At 64.0% G+C, this 18,226-nt stretch carries 15 protein-coding genes; 8 read left to right on the top strand and 7 right to left on the bottom strand.

Annotated elements, in window-relative coordinates; all coding sequences use genetic code 11:
- Positions 1 to 177 precede the first annotated feature (177 nt).
- The 6 genes from BT125_RS07580 to BT125_RS07605 all read right to left on the bottom strand — a co-directional run bounded on the left by BT125_RS07580 (position 178) and on the right by BT125_RS07605 (position 10,385).
- Positions 178 to 657, bottom strand: a complete 480-nt coding sequence (locus BT125_RS07580) for a chemotaxis protein CheW (RefSeq protein WP_072405896.1) — start codon at positions 655 to 657, stop codon at positions 178 to 180.
- Positions 650 to 6,586 (bottom strand): Hpt domain-containing protein, encoded by a 5,937-nt coding sequence (locus BT125_RS07585; RefSeq protein WP_072405897.1) that lies wholly within the window; start codon positions 6,584 to 6,586, stop codon positions 650 to 652. The genes BT125_RS07580 and BT125_RS07585 overlap by 8 nt, the downstream gene beginning before the upstream one ends.
- Positions 6,587 to 6,771: 185 nt before the next feature.
- Complete coding sequence (locus BT125_RS07590; RefSeq protein ID WP_072405898.1) at positions 6,772 to 8,832, bottom strand: methyl-accepting chemotaxis protein; 2,061 nt, start codon at positions 8,830 to 8,832, stop codon at positions 6,772 to 6,774.
- Positions 8,833 to 8,991: 159 nt separating this feature from the next.
- On the bottom strand, positions 8,992 to 9,531 hold the full coding sequence (locus tag BT125_RS07595; protein WP_072405899.1) for a chemotaxis protein CheW: 540 nt from the start codon (positions 9,529 to 9,531) through the stop codon (positions 8,992 to 8,994).
- A gap of 10 nt (positions 9,532 to 9,541) precedes the next feature.
- Positions 9,542 to 9,907 carry a twitching motility response regulator PilH gene (gene pilH / locus BT125_RS07600; RefSeq protein ID WP_003206465.1) on the bottom strand — a complete coding sequence of 122 codons (366 nt, stop codon included), beginning with the start codon at positions 9,905 to 9,907 and terminating at the stop codon, positions 9,542 to 9,544.
- Between the two features lie 49 nt (positions 9,908 to 9,956).
- Positions 9,957 to 10,385: a response regulator gene (locus tag BT125_RS07605; protein ID WP_072405900.1), complete on the bottom strand. Its 429-nt coding sequence runs from the start codon at positions 10,383 to 10,385 to the stop codon at positions 9,957 to 9,959.
- Positions 10,386 to 10,609: 224 nt separating this feature from the next.
- On the opposite strand from BT125_RS07605, the gene gshB reads away from it, so the two are divergent.
- The 7 genes from gshB to BT125_RS07640 all read left to right on the top strand — a co-directional run bounded on the left by gshB (position 10,610) and on the right by BT125_RS07640 (position 16,658).
- On the top strand, positions 10,610 to 11,563 hold the full coding sequence (gene gshB / locus BT125_RS07610; protein WP_072405901.1) for a glutathione synthase: 954 nt from the start codon (positions 10,610 to 10,612) through the stop codon (positions 11,561 to 11,563).
- A gap of 76 nt (positions 11,564 to 11,639) precedes the next feature.
- Complete coding sequence (locus tag BT125_RS07615) at positions 11,640 to 12,536, top strand: energy transducer TonB (RefSeq protein WP_072405902.1); 897 nt, start codon at positions 11,640 to 11,642, stop codon at positions 12,534 to 12,536.
- Between the two features lie 225 nt (positions 12,537 to 12,761).
- Entirely contained in the window at positions 12,762 to 13,331 is a 570-nt protein-coding gene (locus tag BT125_RS07620; RefSeq protein WP_072405903.1) for a YqgE/AlgH family protein, read from the top strand.
- Entirely contained in the window at positions 13,331 to 13,768 is a 438-nt protein-coding gene (gene ruvX, locus BT125_RS07625) for a Holliday junction resolvase RuvX (protein WP_003177497.1), read from the top strand. The genes BT125_RS07620 and ruvX overlap by 1 nt, the downstream gene beginning before the upstream one ends.
- 86 nt (positions 13,769 to 13,854) lie before the next feature.
- Positions 13,855 to 14,361 (top strand): bifunctional pyr operon transcriptional regulator/uracil phosphoribosyltransferase PyrR, encoded by a 507-nt coding sequence (pyrR, locus tag BT125_RS07630; RefSeq protein WP_072405904.1) that lies wholly within the window; start codon positions 13,855 to 13,857, stop codon positions 14,359 to 14,361.
- Between the two features lie 24 nt (positions 14,362 to 14,385).
- Positions 14,386 to 15,390: an aspartate carbamoyltransferase catalytic subunit gene (locus BT125_RS07635; RefSeq protein ID WP_003177495.1), complete on the top strand. Its 1,005-nt coding sequence runs from the start codon at positions 14,386 to 14,388 to the stop codon at positions 15,388 to 15,390.
- Entirely contained in the window at positions 15,387 to 16,658 is a 1,272-nt protein-coding gene (locus BT125_RS07640; protein ID WP_072405905.1) for a dihydroorotase, read from the top strand. The genes BT125_RS07635 and BT125_RS07640 overlap by 4 nt, the downstream gene beginning before the upstream one ends.
- Positions 16,659 to 16,790: 132 nt before the next feature.
- Here BT125_RS07640 and BT125_RS07645 read toward each other — a convergent pair whose 3' ends face one another.
- Complete coding sequence (locus BT125_RS07645) at positions 16,791 to 17,219, bottom strand: NINE protein (protein WP_072405906.1); 429 nt, start codon at positions 17,217 to 17,219, stop codon at positions 16,791 to 16,793.
- Positions 17,220 to 17,468: 249 nt separating this feature from the next.
- On the opposite strand from BT125_RS07645, the gene BT125_RS07650 reads away from it, so the two are divergent.
- The gene (locus tag BT125_RS07650; RefSeq protein ID WP_072405907.1) at positions 17,469 to 18,080 is read left to right on the top strand and encodes a C40 family peptidase; all 612 of its coding nucleotides are present in this window, start codon (positions 17,469 to 17,471) and stop codon (positions 18,078 to 18,080) included.
- The last annotated feature ends 146 nt before the right edge of the window (positions 18,081 to 18,226 follow it).

The raw sequence follows: 18,226 nt of genomic DNA on the forward strand, positions 1-18,226 counted from the left end.
TCCCAAAAAGGGAACGATAGGTCCCTTTTTGGGACTTATCAAGTTGAAAGTGGACGTAAGCACCTGGACTTTTGTGGAGCGAGCTTGCTCGCGATGGCGGTGGATCAGTCAACAGTGAGCCGGCTGACACTCCGCTATCGCGAGCAAGCTCGCTCCCACATTGGCGCTGCTTAGGCTTCAGGACTTGTGCTGCTGAACCAACCCGGCCGCCACCACCAACGCCTCCAACGCCAGCAAGTCCGGCACTTTCGCCACATGCTCTCCCACCTGCACCGCTGCCTGCTCCAACCCGCACAGCGGCACGTCGACATAGCTCAACTGACTGTCGAGCTTGTAGGACCGCGGGATCCCTTGCACCAGCAATGCGATGAAGCGCAACTCCGCTCGGCCACCCAGGGCGTTGAGGATGACGATGCGTGCTCGCTCGCCGATCACGGTTTTCTGGCCGCAGGCCGATTCGAAGCTCAGTAGCGGAATCTGCCGTTCGCGCCAGCTTACCCAGCCCAGGAACCACGGCGGGGTGTCCATATCGAAGGCGCTGCTCTGGTAGTCGATCAACTCGGCCACCGCCACGTTGGGCAGGATCAGGTGGCGGTCGGCCAGTGGCAGCAGCAGGCCGGTGAGGTGGCTGGCGCGTGAGTGATGCAGGTCATGCATGGGTTCTGCTCCAGTAGGCGATGCTGTCGAGCAGCACCGATTCCTGGTACGGCTTGCCCAGGTAGTCGTTGACGCCGATGGCCATGGCCCGGTCGCGGTGTTTCTGGCCGGTGCGGGAGGTGATCATGATGATCGGCAGGTGCGCCAGGCGTGGGTCGTTGCGCACTTGCGTGGCCACTTCGAAGCCGTCCATGCGCGGCATCTCGATGTCCAGCAGCATCAGGTCAGGCGCGTGCTCGGACAGCAGCGCCATGGCGTCCACGCCGTCCTTGGCGGTCAGGACATGCATGCCATGGCGCTCCAGCAGGCGGCTGGTGACCTTGCGCACCGTCACCGAGTCGTCCACCACCAGCACCAGCAGTGGCCGTTGCGGTTCGCCCTCGCCTTCCGCCGGCACCTGACGGCGCGGGACCTGGTGGGGCAAGGCGCGGATCGGCGCCAGCAGGTCGAGAATCAACACCACCCGGCCATCCCCCAGGATCGTCGCCCCGGACAGGCCCTGCACCGCGGAGAATTGCGGGCCAAGGCTCTTGACCACGATCTCTCGCGTCCCGGCGATAGCGTCCACCTGCACGGCCACGTGCCGCTCGTTGCACTGCACCAGCAGCACCGGCAACGGCTGGCTCTGGCCCAGCAGCTTCGGCCGGGGGCCGGTTTTCAGTAGCTCGCCCAGGTAGCACAGTTCATAGCGTTGTCCGGCGTAGGTGTAGGTCGGCGGGTCGAGTTGGTAATAGCCATCCAGTTCGGCCGGTAATACCCGGACAATGCTTTCGATGGCGTTCAGCGGGATCGCGTACTGGTCTTCGTGACAATGCACCATCAATGCCCGGTTCACTGCCACGGTAAACGGCAGGCGAATGCGGAAATGCACGCCCTGCCCCGGCGTGGAATCGATGGTCATGCTGCCGCCCAACTGCCGTACCTCTTCGTGGACCACGTCCATGCCCACGCCACGCCCGGAGATCTGGGTGATTTTTTCCGCCGTGGAAAACCCCGGTTGCAGGATGAACTGCAGCACGTCGCGATCGCTGATATCACTGTCCGGCGCCAGCAGGCCCCGCTTGATCGCCTTGCTCCGCACCGCCTCCAGCGGCACGCCGGCACCGTCGTCGCGGATGTCGAAAATGATGTCGCCACCTTCCCGCGACAGGTCGAGGCTGATGCGTCCTCGCGCCGGCTTGCCAGCGGCGACGCGCACGTCGGCCGGTTCCAGGCCGTGGTCGACGGCGTTGCGCAGCATGTGCTCCAGGGGCGCGGCCATCCGTTCCAGGACGTTACGGTCCATCTCGCCGTCGGCATTGCCCACCACGAACTCCACGTCCTTGCCCAGCTCCTGCGCCACTTGCCGGACGATGCGCTTGAGCCGCGGCAGCATGCGCTCGAACGGCACCATGCGCGTGCGCATCAGGCCTTCCTGGAGCTCGGTGTTGATCCGCCCCTGCTGTTGCAGCAGGAGTTCGGCATCGTGATTGCTGCGATCCAGGGTTTCCTTGAGTTCGAGCAAGTCCGAGGCAGACTCGAACAACGCCCGGGATAGCTGCTGCAACTGGGAATGCCGATCCATCTCCAGCGGGTCGAACTCTTCGTAGCCCAGGCGCTCGGCCTCCACTTGTTGACGACTGAGAATCCGCCCCTGGGTTTCGGTATCCAGGCGCCGCAACTGGTCGCGCATGCGCTCGATGGTGGTTTCCATTTCGCTCAGGGCCACGCTTGCGTCGTTGACCTGCTGTTCGATGCGTCCGCGGAAGATCGACGTTTCCCCCGCCAGGTTCACCAGATCGTCGAGCAGTTCGGCGGAGACCTTGACCATGTCCGCACCGTCGCCCGCTGCACTGGGGTCTTGTCTGGCGGGCGCCGCGGGCGGATTTGCGATGGAGGGCGTGATGGGCTCCGGCGCCGGGGCAGCCTGTGACACCGCACTTGCCTGGGGATGATTCACCGCCTGGATCTGCGCGATCAGCCGATCGGCCAGCGGGCACGGATGGCCGGCGCGCACCGCATCGAGCATCTGCGCCAGTCGGTCATGACTGCTTTGCAGCAAGGCAAACAATGCCGGAGTCGGCTGGAGCAGGCCCGCCGACAGGCCTTCGTAGAGGTTTTCCAGCTCATGGGCCAGGTCGCCGATGGGGACGATTTCCACCATCCGCGCACCGCCCTTGAGGGTGTGCAAATCCCGCAGCAGGGTTTCCACGGCCTGGCGATTCGACGGTTCTTCCTGCCAGCGCAGCAGCGCCGCGCCTGAGCTGTCGAGAATGTCGAAACCTTCTTCAAGGAAGATTTCCAGCAGTTCGGGATCATGGCCGGCACCGTCGGCCCGGGCCGCTGCGCTCGCCTCGATGGCGTTCGGCTTGTCCTGGCGGAACCTTCGGATAGCGTCGGTCAGCGCAACGGGATCGCCCAACGGCTGGCCCTGTTGCAACTGCCCGAGCAACAGGTCGAGGCGTTCGTGGCTGCTGCCGAGCAGGTGCGCCAGTTCCTCGCTGTAGCTGTAGCGCCGGTCCACCAGACCCTCGTAAAGGTTTTCCAGCTCCTGGGCCAGGTCGCTCACCGGCCGGATGCCGGCCATCCGCGCGCCACCCTTGAGGGTGTGCAAGTCGCGTTGCAGCGAGGACAGCGGCGCACCGTTGTCCGGATCTGCCAACCAGCGCTGCAAGGCCTGGGCGGCACTTTCGAGGATGTCCTGGGCCTCTTCGAGGAAAATCGACGCAAGGTCATCGTCCACCGAGGTCTTGGCGGGCACGTCGCGTTCCATTTCCGCCGTCGCGTGGCCCAGTTCGCGGATACTCAGCGTGCGGCTGCCGTCGCTGCGGATCAGGCCGGTGGCCGACGGGTCGAGGCTCTCCTGGAGCAGGCGACGCAGGGCCGCCACTCGCTCTGGCTGCGGACGCACGTGCTGCCCGGCCGCCAGCTCATCGAGCATGTCGATCAGCGCCTCATGGGCGAGCTGCGCCTGCTGGAAAAATTCATCGCTGACCGCCAGGCTGCTTTCTTCCACCGCGCCGTAGAGGTCCAGCAAGGCTTCGCAGAGTTCGTCCACCGGGTGCAGGTCGGCCAGGTGCGCGCCTTCGCCGAGGGTCGTCAGCTCATCCAGCAGCGCACTCAGTTCCTGGCCTTCGCCGGGGTGCTGCTGCCAGCGCTGCAAGAGGCTTTCGGCGTCCAGCAGGATGTCCATGCCCTGGGCAAGGAAGTTGTTGATCAGCTGTGGATCGCGCTTGGTCCGTATTGCTTTGTCCGGCGCACTGTTGGCGGCGTGCAGACGCTCGGCCAGCAGGGCCTGGGCGCGCTGGATCAGATCCTCGGCGTCGGGGATCGGCGCCAGCGGCTCGCTGTGCAACTGGCGCAGGCCGCGGCGCAGCAGCCCTTCGGCCTCCAGCAGCAACTCCACCTCATCCAGGTCGAGGGCAATCAGGTGCGCCCGGTACTCCCGGGCCAGCTCATCCATCGCACCGGCCAGCTCGGCGATAGGTAGCACGCCGGCCATCGAGGCGCTGCCCTTGAGGGTATGCAGAGCCCGCTGCAATTCATCGCTGGCCTGCAATGGCAGGTGGTCGGCCGCCTGGTCGAGAAAACGGTTGAGGCTGGCGAGGTGGCCCTGGGCTTCGTTGTCGAAGATCTTCAACAGCAGCGGATCGAGAGCGGCCACGTCCTGCTCGTCGTCTTCATCGTCTTCATCGCCGCCCTTGGCCAGGGCATGGGCGCGGGCGGCCAGGCGGTCGACATCATCGCGCTGGCGCTGCCGATTGGCCGCGAATTCGGCCACCAGGGCCGGCAACAACTGCACCGTGTCTTCGACCAACTGACGGACCGACGCCTGCGGCTCGACGCTGCGCTCCAGTACCCGGTTGAGCAGGTTTTCCACGGCCCAGGCCAGTTCACCCAGCACCAGCGCCCGCACCATCCGACCACTGCCCTTGAGGGTGTGGAAGGCCCGGCGCAGTTCCCTCAGGGCGCCGTGGTCGTCGGGATGCGCACTCCAGCGCGGCAAGTATTCGCGCAGAACGTCGAGCACCTCGGCGGTTTCCTCGAGGAAGACCTCGCGCAACTCGTCGTCCACCGGGCTCTCGTCCGGTGGTGGGGGCAACAGGCTGCCCGGGGTGCTCCTGGCCGGCGGATTGACCGCCGAGAGCGGGCTGGCCAGCACCTGTGCCAAGGACTGCACCGTCTGCGGGTCATCCAGTTCCTGCAAGTCCTGCATGACCTGGGCTTCGTTGGGACTCAACACATCGTCAAGCACCGGGACCCGCGCTTCGTCAGGGTAATAACCGAGCGCGGCCAGGCTGCGCTCGACCCCATCGAGCAAGGGCTCGCCTGGGGTTTCCGGATCCTCGCTCAAGCGCTCCAGGTAATATTCGAGACCGGTGATCACGTCGGCCAAATGGTCGAGTTCTTCCCAACCCGGCTGAGCCTGCTCCAGCAACAGATGGTCACGGATGAAAGCGTTGCAGGCCTCCACCAGGCTGGCGGCACGGCTCAGGGGGATCATCGCCAGCGCACCGCGCACCTGGGTCAGCAACGCCGGTAACGGTTGCAGTTGCTCGCTGTTCCAGTCCGCGTCGATGTAGTCGACGATCATATCCTTGGCCTGTTGCAGGCAGGTGTGGGTTTCCTTGATGACGATCTGGTGGATCTGGGTCAGGTCGGTGGTGGGCAGGTGCGTGTCTTCGCGGCTCTCGGGCTCGACGGTGCCGACCATGCCGGCCAAGGTCGCCTCGACATAGAGCAAGGCCCCGGCAACGTCCATGAGGGTCGCGTCATCCGGCTCGCGCTGGCCCTGGGCGAGACTCAGGACCACCGCCAACTGATCGATGATGACCTTGCGCGGCTGGCCGAAACCGAGCACCGCCAGGGTATCGGCGATCTGCCTCAGGGGAGCCAGCAGGCTGTCCAGTTCCGAGGCGTGCTGGCGATCGCTGCGCACGAACAGGTCCAGGCGCTCCTTGACCCGTACCAACTCCTCGCACAGCGCGGCGAGCACCGAGCGCATGGCATCGCGGTCGGGCCCGGCCAGGCGCGCGCGTTCTTCGTCGACCATGGCGCTGTCGGGCAGCGCGTCGTCCAGTGAGTAGCGTTCTTTCATGATCTGCATCTGCCCGCTGGGATGTTCGGCCTTGGCAATATAGAACAACAAGCTCTTGAGCAGGTGGGGCGGTGCCGGCTGATTGATGCCGGGCATGCCTTGGTCCAGCAGGCGCTTGAGTTCCTTGTCGGCTTCCTTGAACAGGCTGCGCAGCGCCGGGCTGTTGGCGATGCATCCGTCACGCATGCCTTCGACCAGCGCTGAGGCCACCTGCCATAAGGCATTGAGCGGCGCCCCGGCACACAGCGTTTCCAGGCGCAGGAAAACCTTGGCCAGGTAACCGAGATGGGTCGCGTCATCCTGTTCGCGCAGCAGGCCCACCAGGGCCATTTGCAGGGTCTGGCGCCATTTGCGCAAGGTGTTTGGCAGGTCAGCGGGTTCGAGGCGCCGCAAAGCCTCGTCGCTGAGCGGCGCAATATCGGGCAACTCAGGACTGAACAGGCTGGTTTCCGACAACAGGCTCTCGCCCCGGGCACTGCGCAGGTCGTTGATCAGGGGCAGTACCACTAGCGGCAGATCGCGGCGGGCGCCTTGTATGCGGTCCAGGTAAATCGGCAACTGCCCCAGGGCCTGGCTCAATAGGCTGATGGCTTCATCGCGATGGGTGACGCGGTTGTCCTGCAGGGCGGCGCACAGCTGCTCCATCTCCTCGGCCAGCAACGCCGCACCGTAGAACTCGACCATCTGCAGGCCGCCATGGACTTGGTGAATGCAGGCCAGGCATTGCCCGAGGGCGTCCGCCGCCTGGGGATCGTCCACCAGGCGGTTGAGGGCCAGATGAGCCTGCTTCAACGTTTCGGCAATCTCGCCCTTGACCCATTCCAGGGCCACGTAGTCGTGCCGATCACCCATAACCACTCCAAATCAACCATCGTATGCCTACGCTACGGACGAGAGCCCGTGGCGAGGGAGCTTGCTCCCGCTGGGGGGCGTAGCCGCCCTTGAAATGCTGTGAGCGCTGCGCGCTCAAGCGGGAGCAAGCTCCCTCGCCACAAAAGCTTCTTTGCCACAGGTCCATTCTCCTTCAAACAGGCCTATCACTCCTTGCCCTCATCCGCCACAGGCGCGGCCGGCAAGGTAAACCCCGACACCGAACGGCGCAGCTGGCTGGCCATCTTCGCCAGGTTGCCGATGCTTTCGGCGGTGGCGGTGGAGCCCGACGAAGTCTGCGTGGTGATTTGCTGGATCACGTTCATGGTCAAGGAAATCTGCCCCGCCGAGGTGGTCTGTTGCTGCGCCGCGTTGGAGATGCTCTGGATCAGCGCCGCCAGGGTCTTGGACACACCCTCGATCTCTTCCAGGGCGACGCCGGCGTCCTGTGCCAGTCGCGCACCGCGCACCACTTCGGTGGTGGTCTGCTCCATGGAAATCACCGCTTCGTTGGTGTCGGCCTGGATCGCCCGCACCAGGGTTTCGATCTGCCGGGTCGCCGCCGACGAACGCTCGGCCAGGCGTTGCACTTCATCGGCCACCACCGCGAACCCGCGCCCGGCATCGCCGGCCATAGACGCCTGGATGGCGGCGTTGAGGGCCAGGATGTTGGTCTGGTCGGCGATGTCGTCGATCAGGCTAACAATGTCGCCAATTTCCTGGGATGACTCGCCCAGGCGCTTGATGCGCTTGGCAGTGTCCTGGATCTGTTCGCGAATGTTATCCATGCCATGGATGGTGTTGTGCACCACCTCGTTACCCTTGTTGGCAATTTCCACCGAACGCTCGGCCACCGCCGACGATTCGGCGGCATTGGCCGACACCTGGTCGATGGACTGGGCCATTTCATTAATTGAAGTCGAAGCTTCGGAAATTTGCTGGGCCTGGTGCTCGGACGCCTGGGCCAGGTGCATCGCCGTGGCCTGGGTTTCCTGCACGGCGGCGGCGACCTGGCCGGCGGTGAGGTTGATGGTCGCCACCAGATCGCGCAGTTGGTCCACCGAGTAGTTGATGGAATCGGCGATGGTGCCGGTGAAATCCTCGGTGACCGAGGCCGTGACGGTCAGGTCGCCGTCAGCCAGATCCTCGATTTCATCCAGCAGCCGCATGATCGCGTTCTGGTTGCGCTCGTTCTTTTCCGCGGTTTCGTGCAACTGACGGTTGGTCTCGCGGACCATCACCAGCCCGATCAGGATGATCGACATCAGCGCCAGCAGGCCCAGCACATAGCCGCCGATGGTGTTGACGGAACGCCCGCCGGCCAGGTTTTCGAAGGCCGTGGCCAGGTGCGAAGCCTCGTCGAGCAAGGTCTGCGACAAGTTGAAGATATTGCCGGCCGATTCGCGGACCTTGAACAGCTCCGGCGAGGTTTCGAGAATTTCATCCACCGAGCCGGAGACGAACTCGAACAGCTCGCTGATTTCGCTCAGCCGCGCCCGGGCATCACGGTCCTGGACCTGGGAGATTTTCAGGGCGGCGTCACCTTGCAGCATGCCATTGAGCACCTGGCCAAAACGCGCCGCGTCGCGACCGAAGGTATCGGCGGCCTGGCTGGCGTTTTCGTCTCCCGCCAGCACGGTATTCACCGCGCCGAGAATCCGCTCGGCCAGCAGGGACTGGCGCTGGGCCATGGCCACTTGGGTGGCCGGCGCGCCACGTTGCAGCAGGATCTCGACGACTTTTTCGTACTCGACCTGCAATTGCGGCACGGTTTCAGCCAGGGTGGCCGCCACCTGGTGCAGCGACAACACGGTCTGTTCGCTGGAGAGGATGGCATCGGTGTTTTTGAGCAGGCGCTCCCAATCCAGTTGCACGGCGCGCATCTGCGGGCGCAGGGTGGCGGGCGCAGGCGGCAGGCCAGTCACCGGATCGCCCTGTTTCAGGTAGCCCCAGCGCTGGGCGAAGTCATTGCGCGCATCGCTCAGCAGCTTGAACGCCGCAGGCTTGCCGGCGGCGGCCTCGGTGGCGTTCTTGGCGATGCGCTGGGACAGCACCCGCAGCTCACCGGCATGGCCGATGTACTGTTTATCGTAGGTGGATTGGGTGTTGAGGTAAGCGAAGTTGGCGAACAGCAACATGATGAAAACAATCAGCGCGACGAACAGCACGATGATCTGCGAACGACTGCGCGACGCTTCCAGTGGCTTGCCTGTTTTTGCTTTGATCATCGATTTTTCGCCTGTGCTGCCCAGTCCAACTCTCTCACTGTGGTCCCCATGTGGGAGCGAGCTTGCTCGCAATAGCCTTGGATCAGTCAGCATTGCTCTAGCTGACCCACCGCAATCGCGAGCAAGCTCGCTCCCACAAGGGGCCTGCGCCGCATCTCGTCAAATCGCCACATCCATGAACCCCGGCGACCGCGCCAGGGCAAACGGGCTGAACACTTGCCACTCACGCTCGCCGCCGAACCGGCCCTTGACGAAGGCCGCTTCCGGGCCGTCGTGGTCGTCCACCAGCATCGGTTCCGGGCTGTCCTGGGCAAAGTGCTGCAGCCCGAGGACCTCGTCCACCAGCAACCCGGCGAACACCTCGTCGTGGTCCACCACCAGCACCCGCCGCTGCTTGCGCACGGCGGACAGCTCATGGCCGAAGAACCCGCACAAATCCATCAACGGCAACAATCGCCCACGCAGGTTAGCCACGCCACGCACCCACGGCTTGACCCCGGGCAAATGCGTGTGACGTGGCTCGTGCAGCACTTCGCTGACTTCGCCCATCGGCGCCACGTACCAGTGCTCGCCCAGGCGAAAGCCGATGCCGCTCCAGCCGGCACGGTGGGCGGGCTGGGAGGGCAGGTCCGCCCCCAGCAGCCGGCAACGCCGGTCGATCTGCAGCAGCAGTTCGAAGGCCGTCAGGGATTGGCTCATGGCCGCGCAGTCAACCCGCCAGTACTTTGTTCAGGGTCGCGATCAGGGTTTCTTCATCCACCGGCTTGGTCAGGTAATCCTTCGCCCCCTGGCGCGTACCCCAGACCTTGTCGGTGTCCTGATCCTTGGTGGTGATGATGATCACCGGGATATGGCCGGTGTCCGGGTCCTTGGTCAACTGGCGCGTGGCCTGGAAACCATTGAGGCCGGGCATGACGATGTCCATCAGCACCGCATCGGGTTTTTCCTGGCGGGCCAGCGCCACGCCATCGGCGCCATTCTCAGCCTTAAGGACCTGATGGCCGTGCTTTTCCAGCATGCCGGTCAGTTTGTACATTTCAGTCGGCGAATCATCGACGATCAGAACTCGTGCCATGGTGTTCCCCATTTTCTTGTTGACCCCCAGGCCCGTTGGCCGAGTGTCATTAATGTGCCTGATGCGGCTGGACAGCGGCAAAGCCCGGGACATGGGCCTGTATCGCCCCCAGCAGTTCTTCCTGGCTGAACGGCTTGGTCAAAAACTGATCGGAACCGACGATGCGCCCCTTGGCCTTGTCGAACAACCCATCCCGGGACGACAGCATGATCACCGGCGTGGCCTTGAACGCGCTGTTGTTCTTGATCAGGGCACAGGTCTGGTAGCCATCGAGGCGCGGCATCATGATGTCGACGAAGATGATGCCCGGATGATGGTCGGCGATCTTGGCCAGGGCATCGAAACCGTCGATAGCCGTGATCACCTCGCAGCCTACGTTGCGCAGCAAGGTTTCGGCCGTGCGGCGGATGGTCTTCGAGTCGTCGATGACCATGACCTTCAAGGCGCTGGGTTGCCGATGCGTGAGATGCTCTGCCATTGCCACTGCGAACCGGTTTTTAACGCGTAAGTGTGATCGACAGCGCAAACCCTTGATGTTCAAGGCCCGCACGTCACATGGCAGCCTTTTTAGCACAGTCTCCATCGCCGATCTATCGGCCGCTCGGCGCGGTGGTTTTTCCTTGACCGCCAATCTTCCGGGCGCCACTCTGACGCCACTTTTTCACGCCATTATGTGCCCATCACATTTCGAGGAACCAAGCCATGAGCGTACGCGTCGGCATTGTCATGGACCCTATCGCCAGCATTTCCTATAAAAAGGATAGCTCGCTGGCCATGCTGCTGGCCGCTCAGAAGCGCGGCTGGGAGCTGTTCTACATGGAGCAGCGCGACCTCTACCAGGCCGAAGGCCAGGCGCGGGCGCGGATGAAGCCGCTGAACGTCTTCGCCAACCCTGAGAAGTGGTTCGAGCTGGGCGACGAACGCGATGCGCTGCTCAGCGACCTGGACGTGATCCTGATGCGCAAGGATCCGCCGTTCGACATGGAGTTCGTGTACTCCACCTACCTGCTGGAACAAGCGGAAAGCGCCGGCGTGCTGGTGGTCAACAAGCCCCAGAGCCTGCGCGACTGCAACGAAAAGCTGTTCGCCACGCTGTTCCCACAGTGCACGCCGCCGACCATCGTCAGCCGTCGTCCGGACGTGTTGCGCGAATTTGCCGACCATCACGGCGACGTGATCCTCAAGCCCCTGGACGGCATGGGCGGCTCCTCGATCTTCCGCCACACCGCCGGCCACCCGAACCTGTCGGTGATCCTGGAAACCCTGACCTTGCACGGCCAACAGCAGATCATGATCCAGGGCTACCTGCCGGCCATCGTCGACGGCGACAAGCGCATCCTGATGATCGACGGCGAACCGGTGGATTATTGCCTGGCGCGTATCCCGGCGGCCGGTGAAACCCGTGGCAACCTGGCGGCCGGCGGTCGTGGCGAAGCCCGTCCGTTGACCGAGAAGGACCGCTGGATCGCTGCCCAGGTCGGCCCGACCCTGCGGGAAAAAGGCCTGTTGTTCGTGGGCCTGGATGTGATCGGCGAGCACCTGACGGAAATCAACGTCACCAGCCCGACCTGCATCCGCGAGATCGATAACGCCTTCGGCACCGACATCGGCGGCATGCTGATGGATGCCATCGATCAGAAGCTCAAGGCTCGTTGATCCAGATCTGCTGAAGGAAACCCACATTGCGTTATCATGCCCGGCCTGAAAAAAACGCGATGTTGGTTTCCTTGTCATGACACTCCCGTCCGATCTGCCCCTAGAGCTCGCCCATCGTGGCGTGCGCCCGGCCGATCGCCTCGGTTTTACCCTGTTCCTGGCGGCGCTGATCCACTTGGCGTTGCTGCTGGGCGTCGGGTTTGCCACGGTCGAGCCGAAGCAGATCAGCCAGACCCTGGAAATCACCCTGGCCACCTTCAAGAGCGAAACCAAGCCCAAGAAGGCCGATTTCCTCGCCCAGGAAAACCAGCAAGGCAGCGGCACCCTGGAAAAAAAGGCGATCCCCAAGACCACCGAGATCGCACCATTCCAAGACAACACGGTGCAGAAAGTCACCCCGCCGCCAGCGGCCAAGCCCGAAGTGCAGGAAACGGCACCCAAGGCGGCCGTGACCACTGTGGCGCCGAAGCCGAAGAAAGCCCCGGTCAAGGAAGAGGTCAAGCCCGATCCCAAGCCCAAGGCCCCAGCGCCCGTTTTCGACAGTTCCCAGCTGTCCAGCGACATCGCCAGCCTGGAAGCCGAACTGGCCCAGGAGCAACAGCTGTATGCCAAACGCCCGCGCATCCACCGCCTGAGCGCCGCTTCGACCATGCGCGACAAGGGTGCCTGGTACAAGGACGAGTGGCGCAAGAAGGTCGAGCGCATCGGCAATCTCAACTACCCCGACGAAGCCCGGCGCAAGCAGATCTACGGCAACCTGCGGCTGATGGTCTCGATCAATCGGGACGGCTCGTTGTATGAAGTGCTGGTGCTCGAATCCTCCGGCCAGCCGCTGCTGGACCAGGCCGCCCAGCGGATCGTGCGCCTGGCTGCGCCGTTCGCGCCGTTTACCGGGGACCTGTCGGACATCGACCGGTTGGAAATCATCCGCACCTGGAAATTCGCCCGCGGCGACCGGCTGTCCAGCAATTGATCACGGGTTTGTGCCGGACATAACCTCTGCGCCCGCCGCAGATCCCTTGTGGGAGCGGGCTTGCCCGCGAAGACGGCGGTCCTGCCGCAAGAGATCTATCGGTTACACGGGCCCCTTCGCGAGCAAGCCCGCTCCCACATTTGATCGGTGTCGCCGGCCAGATCGGGGGACTTCTTGCACATCCCCAGCTTGTCAGTTCGGCCCTGCGCCGCCACACTAGCGCCTATGAAAAACGTCAGCCCCACCTACCTCAAGCATCACTTCCTGATTGCCATGCCGCACATGGCCGATCCGAACTTTGCCCATACCTTGACCTACATCGTCGAGCACACGGCCAATGGGGCCATGGGGCTGGTGATCAATCGCCCGCAGGAGCTGAGCCTGGCGGACATTCTTGAGCAACTGCGGCCCGAGGTCGAACCGCCACTCCTGTGCCAGCACGTGCCGATTTTCATCGGCGGCCCGGTGCAGACCGACCGCGGCTTCGTGCTCCATCCATCGGGCCCCAAATACCAGGCCACGGTGGACCTGGACGGCTTGTCGCTCTCCACCTCCCAGGACGTGCTGTTCGCCATCGCCGACGGCATCGGCCCGCAGAAAAGCCTGATCGCCCTCGGCTATGCCGGTTGGGAACCGGGGCAACTGGAAGCCGAGCTGGCCGACAACGCCTGGCTGACCTGCCCGTTCGACGCCGACATCCTGTTCAATACCAGCAGCGAATTGCGCCTGGAAGCGGCGGCCAGCCGGCTGGGGGTCAACCTCAGCCTGCTCACCAGCCAGGCAGGGCACGCCTGATGGCCCTGCGCTTGCTGCTGGGCTTCGATTACGGCACCAAACAGATCGGCGTAGCGGTCGGCCAGGTCATTACCGGCCAGGCCCGCGAGTTGTGCACCTTGAAGGCGCAGAACGGTGTTCCGGACTGGAACCAGGTCGAAGCGCTGATCAAGGAGTGGAAACCCGATGCCGTGGTGGTCGGCCTGCCGCTGAACATGGACGGCACGCCCAGCGATATGTGCCTGCGGGCCGAAAAGTTCGCCCGCCGGCTCAATGGCCGCTACAACCTGCCCTTCTATACCCATGATGAGCGCCTGACCACCTTCGAGGCCAAGGGCGAGCGCCTGGTGCGGGGCGGACAGAAAGGCAGCTACCGCGACAACCCGGTGGACGCCATCGCCGCCGCCCTGCTGCTGCAAGGCTGGCTCGACGCCAACGCCGCCCTGTTCGAAACCTGATTTTTTTACAAAGCGCCGCCAAGGCGCTTTCTTTTAGCGACAAGCCGCGCCACTCACCACCGGCCCGGGAACCTGAAGGAGCCAGCATGAGCCTGCCCAATCCTGCCGAACTGATCAGCCAGATGGCGATTCGTCTCACGGCACATCTGGAACAACGCGGCATTCGCGAACCGCGCTACATCGGTATTCGCACCGGTGGCGTCTGGGTCGCCCAGGCCTTGCTCGAAGCACTGGGCAGCCAATCGCCGCTGGGCACCCTGGATGTGTCCTTCTACCGCGACGACTTCAGCCAGAACGGCCTGCACCCGCAAGTGCGCCCCTCGGCGCTGCCGTTCGAGATCGAAGGCCAGCACCTGGTGCTGATCGACGACGTGCTGATGAGCGGCCGGACCATCCGCGCCGCCATGAACGAACTGTTCGACTACGGTCGCCCGGCCAGCGTGACGCTGGTGTGCCTGCTGGACCTGGACGCCGCCGAGCTGCCGATCCGGCCGAACGTGGTCGGCGCGACGCTGACGCTGGCCGCCCATGAGCGGGTCAAGCTCTCCGGGCCGTCGCCGCTGCAACTCGAACTGCAAGACCTTGCCCTTTAACTGCCCTTGTAAGAGTCCATCGCGATGACGCCTCTCGAAACCAAGCGCCCGCTGCAGCTCAACGATCAGGGCCAGCTGCGGCACTTCCTGTCCCTCGACGGCCTGCGCCGCGAGCTGTTGACGGAAATCCTCGACACTGCCGACTCCTTCCTCGAAGTCGGTGCCCGGGCGGTGAAGAAGGTCCCGTTGCTGCGCGGCAAGACCGTGTGCAATGTGTTCTTCGAAAACTCCACCCGCACCCGCACCACCTTCGAACTGGCGGCCCAGCGGCTGTCGGCGGACGTGATCACCCTCAACGTGTCGACATCCTCGGCGAGCAAGGGCGAAACCCTGCTCGACACCCTGCGCAACCTCGAAGCCATGGCCGCCGACATGTTCGTCGTGCGTCACGGTGATTCCGGTGCCGCGCACTTCATCGCCGAACATGTGTGCCCACAGGTGGCGATCATCAACGGCGGCGACGGCCGTCACGCCCACCCGACCCAGGGCATGCTGGACATGCTGACCATCCGCCGGCACAAGGGCAGCTTCGAGAACCTGTCGGTGGCCATCGTCGGCGACATCCTGCACTCGCGGGTCGCCCGCTCGAACATGCTGGCCCTCAAGACCCTCGGTTGCCCGGACATCCGCGTGATCGCGCCAAAAACCCTGCTGCCCATCGGCGTCGAGCAATACGGCGTGAAGGTCTACACCGACATGACCGAAGGCCTCAAGGATGTGGACGTGGTGATCATGCTGCGCCTGCAACGCGAGCGCATGACCGGCGGCCTGCTGCCCAGCGAAGGCGAGTTCTACCGCCTGTTCGGCCTGACCACCGCGCGCCTGGCCGGGGCCAAGCCGGACGCCATCGTCATGCACCCAGGGCCGATCAACCGCGGCGTGGAGATCGAGTCGGCGGTGGCCGACGGGCCGCACTCGGTGATCCTCAACCAGGTGACCTACGGCATCGCCATCCGCATGGCCGTGCTGTCCATGGCCATGAGCGGGCAAACGGCCCAGCGCCAATTCGACCAGGAGAACGCCCAGTGAAGCTCAGCATTCTCGGCGCACGCGTGATCGATCCAGCCAGCGGCCTGGATCAAGTGACTGACATTCATATCGATGCCTGCAAGATCGTCGCCCTGGGCGCCGCGCCCACCGGTTTCGTGGCGGCTGAAATCCTCGACGCCCAGGGCTTGGTGGCAGCGCCTGGCCTGGTGGACCTGAACGTCGCCCTGCGCGAACCGGGCTACAGCCGCAAAGGCAGCATCGTCAGCGAAACCCGGGCCGCCGCTGCCGGTGGCGTGACCAGCCTGTGCTGCCCGCCGCAGACCAAACCGGTGCTGGACACCTCGGCCGTGGCCGAACTGATCCTCGACCGCGCCCGCGAAGCCGGCAACACCAAGGTCTTCCCGATTGGCGCACTGAGCAAAGGCCTCGACGGCGAGCAACTGGCCGAACTCATCGCCCTGCGTGACGCCGGTTGCGTGGCGTTCGGCAACGGCTTGAACAGTTTTCGCAACACCCGCACCCTGTGCCGCGCCCTGGAGTACGCGGCGACCTTCGGCCTGACGGTGATCTTCAACTCCCAGGATCACGACCTGGCCGAAGGTGGCCTGGCCCACGAAGGCCCGACCGCCAGCTTCCTCGGCCTGCCAGGCATCCCGGAAACCGCCGAGACCGTGGCCCTGGCCCGGGACCTGCTGTTGGTGGAACAAAGCGGCGTGCGCGCCCACTTCAGCCAGCTGACCAGCGCCCGCGGCGCGGCGTTGATCGCCCAGGCCCAGGCCCGCGGCTTGCCGGTCACCGCCGATGTGGCGCTGTACCAGTTGATCCTGACCGACGAGGCGCTGATCGACTTCAACAGCGTTTACCACGTCCAGCCGCCGCTGCGCACCCGCGCCGACCGCGATGGCCTGCGCGAGGCGGTGAAGTCCGGGGTGATCTCGGCCATCTCCAGCCATCACCAACCCCACGAGCGCGATGCCAAGCTGGCCCCGTTCGGCGCCACTGAGCCGGGCATCAGCAGCGTCGAACTGCTGCTGCCGCTGGCCCTGACGCTGGTGGAAGACGGCTTGCTGGACCTGCCGACCTTGCTGGCCCGCCTGAGCGCCGGCCCGGCCCAGGCGCTGCAATTGCCGGCGGGGAAACTGGCGGTGGGCGCCGCGGCGGACCTGGTGCTGTTCGACCCAGCCGCGTCCACCGTGGCCGGTGAAGCCTGGCGCTCCAAGGGCGACAACTGCCCGTTCCTCGGTCACAGCCTGCCAGGGGTGGTGCGCTATACCCTGATGGATGGGCGGATCACCCACCAGGCCTGATACCGCGTCGCCTGCTTCGCGAGCAAGCCCGCTCCCACATTGGATCTGAGGTGTTCACACATCATGTGTTCACAGCGGATCCCATGTGGGAGCGGGCTTGCTCGCGAATGCAGGCGACTCGGTCTAGCCGACTTAGTGAAAAGCCCCCCGCTTCTGCGCATTACGAATCGAGACCTGATCGTTCAGCGTCCAGAAGTCATACAGCACCCCGAGGAAAAACACCCCGCCGGTCAGCAGGTAAATGATCCCGCTGATCCACTTGCCCTGATACATCCGGTGTACGCCCAGCACCCCGAGAAACGTCAGCAGAATCCACGCCACGCTGTACTCGATCGGCCCTGGGGTGAAACGCAGGTCCGCCTCGCGGTCCATGGCCGGAATCAGGAACAGGTCGATCAGCCAACCGATGCCCAGCAGGCCGAAGGTGAAGAACCAGATCGTGCCCGTGACCGGCTTGCCGTAATAGAAACGGTGGGCGCCGGTAAAACCGAAAATCCACAGCAGATATCCAATGACTTTGCTGTGGGTATCGCGGATTGCGTCCTGCTGATAGCTGTTCATGAATGGCCTCTTTTGCCTCGATAGAAAAATTTGTTCGGACTTTTTGTGACTTTTTTGTGTCTCGCCGACAAGCGGTCCTGAGCGACGCGAACCAGGGAAACGCCCGTAACACGGGGGTTGTGTCGGACAATCAAGCCCAATTGTCGCCATTGTGCAGGGTTTACGCTGGGTTTCGAATCGACAAACGGCCTCGAGATGACAAAAAAAGCTGTTATAAAGTTGCGCGCTAACCTTTAAGAGCCTTGCCTAATGCGTCCATTTTTCAAGACATGGCTAACCATCTGCCTATTATTGCCACTGGCCGCCCACGCCACCAATCGTGAGCAACGTCTTCCCAACGTCAACGGCTACACCCCGAAATCCCATGTTTCTGCTCCTTCGAGCAAGAACAAGCCAAGCGGCCAGCGCGTGGGCACGGCCAACAGCAAGCTGGTGCCGCCCATGGCGACCAAAGCGAGCAGCAACGTGCTGAGCCGCGCCGTGAATGTACTCGGCACACCTTATCGTTGGGGCGGCAGCAGCCCAAGTAAAGGCTTCGATTGCAGCGGGTTGGTGAAATACGCTTTCAACGACGCCACGTTCGACCTGCCGCGCACGTCCAACGCCATGGCCGCCGGTCACGGCGAGAAGGTCGAGCGCAAGGATCTCAAGCCCGGCGACCTGATCTTCTTCAAGCTCAAGAGCCGCCGGGTCAACCACGTGGCCATCTACCTGGGCAACGACCGTTTCATCCACGCCCCACGCCGCGGCAAGTCGGTGACCATCGACACCTTGAACAAGCCGTACTGGGACACCCACTACGTAGTGGCCAAGCGAGTGCTGCCGAAAGAGCCTGGTGCGCTGCGCGTGGTTCAGCGCTGATCAGAAGAACTCACCGGCCCTCTGTGGCGAGGGAGCTTGCTCCCGCTGGGTGGCGCTGCCGCCCCAAAACAGACCAATGATCTCTGTGGGCCCAATTATTTTGGGTCCACTTCGCGGCCCAGCGGGAGCAAGCTCCCTCGCCACAG

It is taken from the genome of Pseudomonas sp. NFACC04-2 (genome assembly GCF_900119265.1).
GTDB classification, from domain to species: domain Bacteria; phylum Pseudomonadota; class Gammaproteobacteria; order Pseudomonadales; family Pseudomonadaceae; genus Aquipseudomonas; species Aquipseudomonas fluorescens_AA.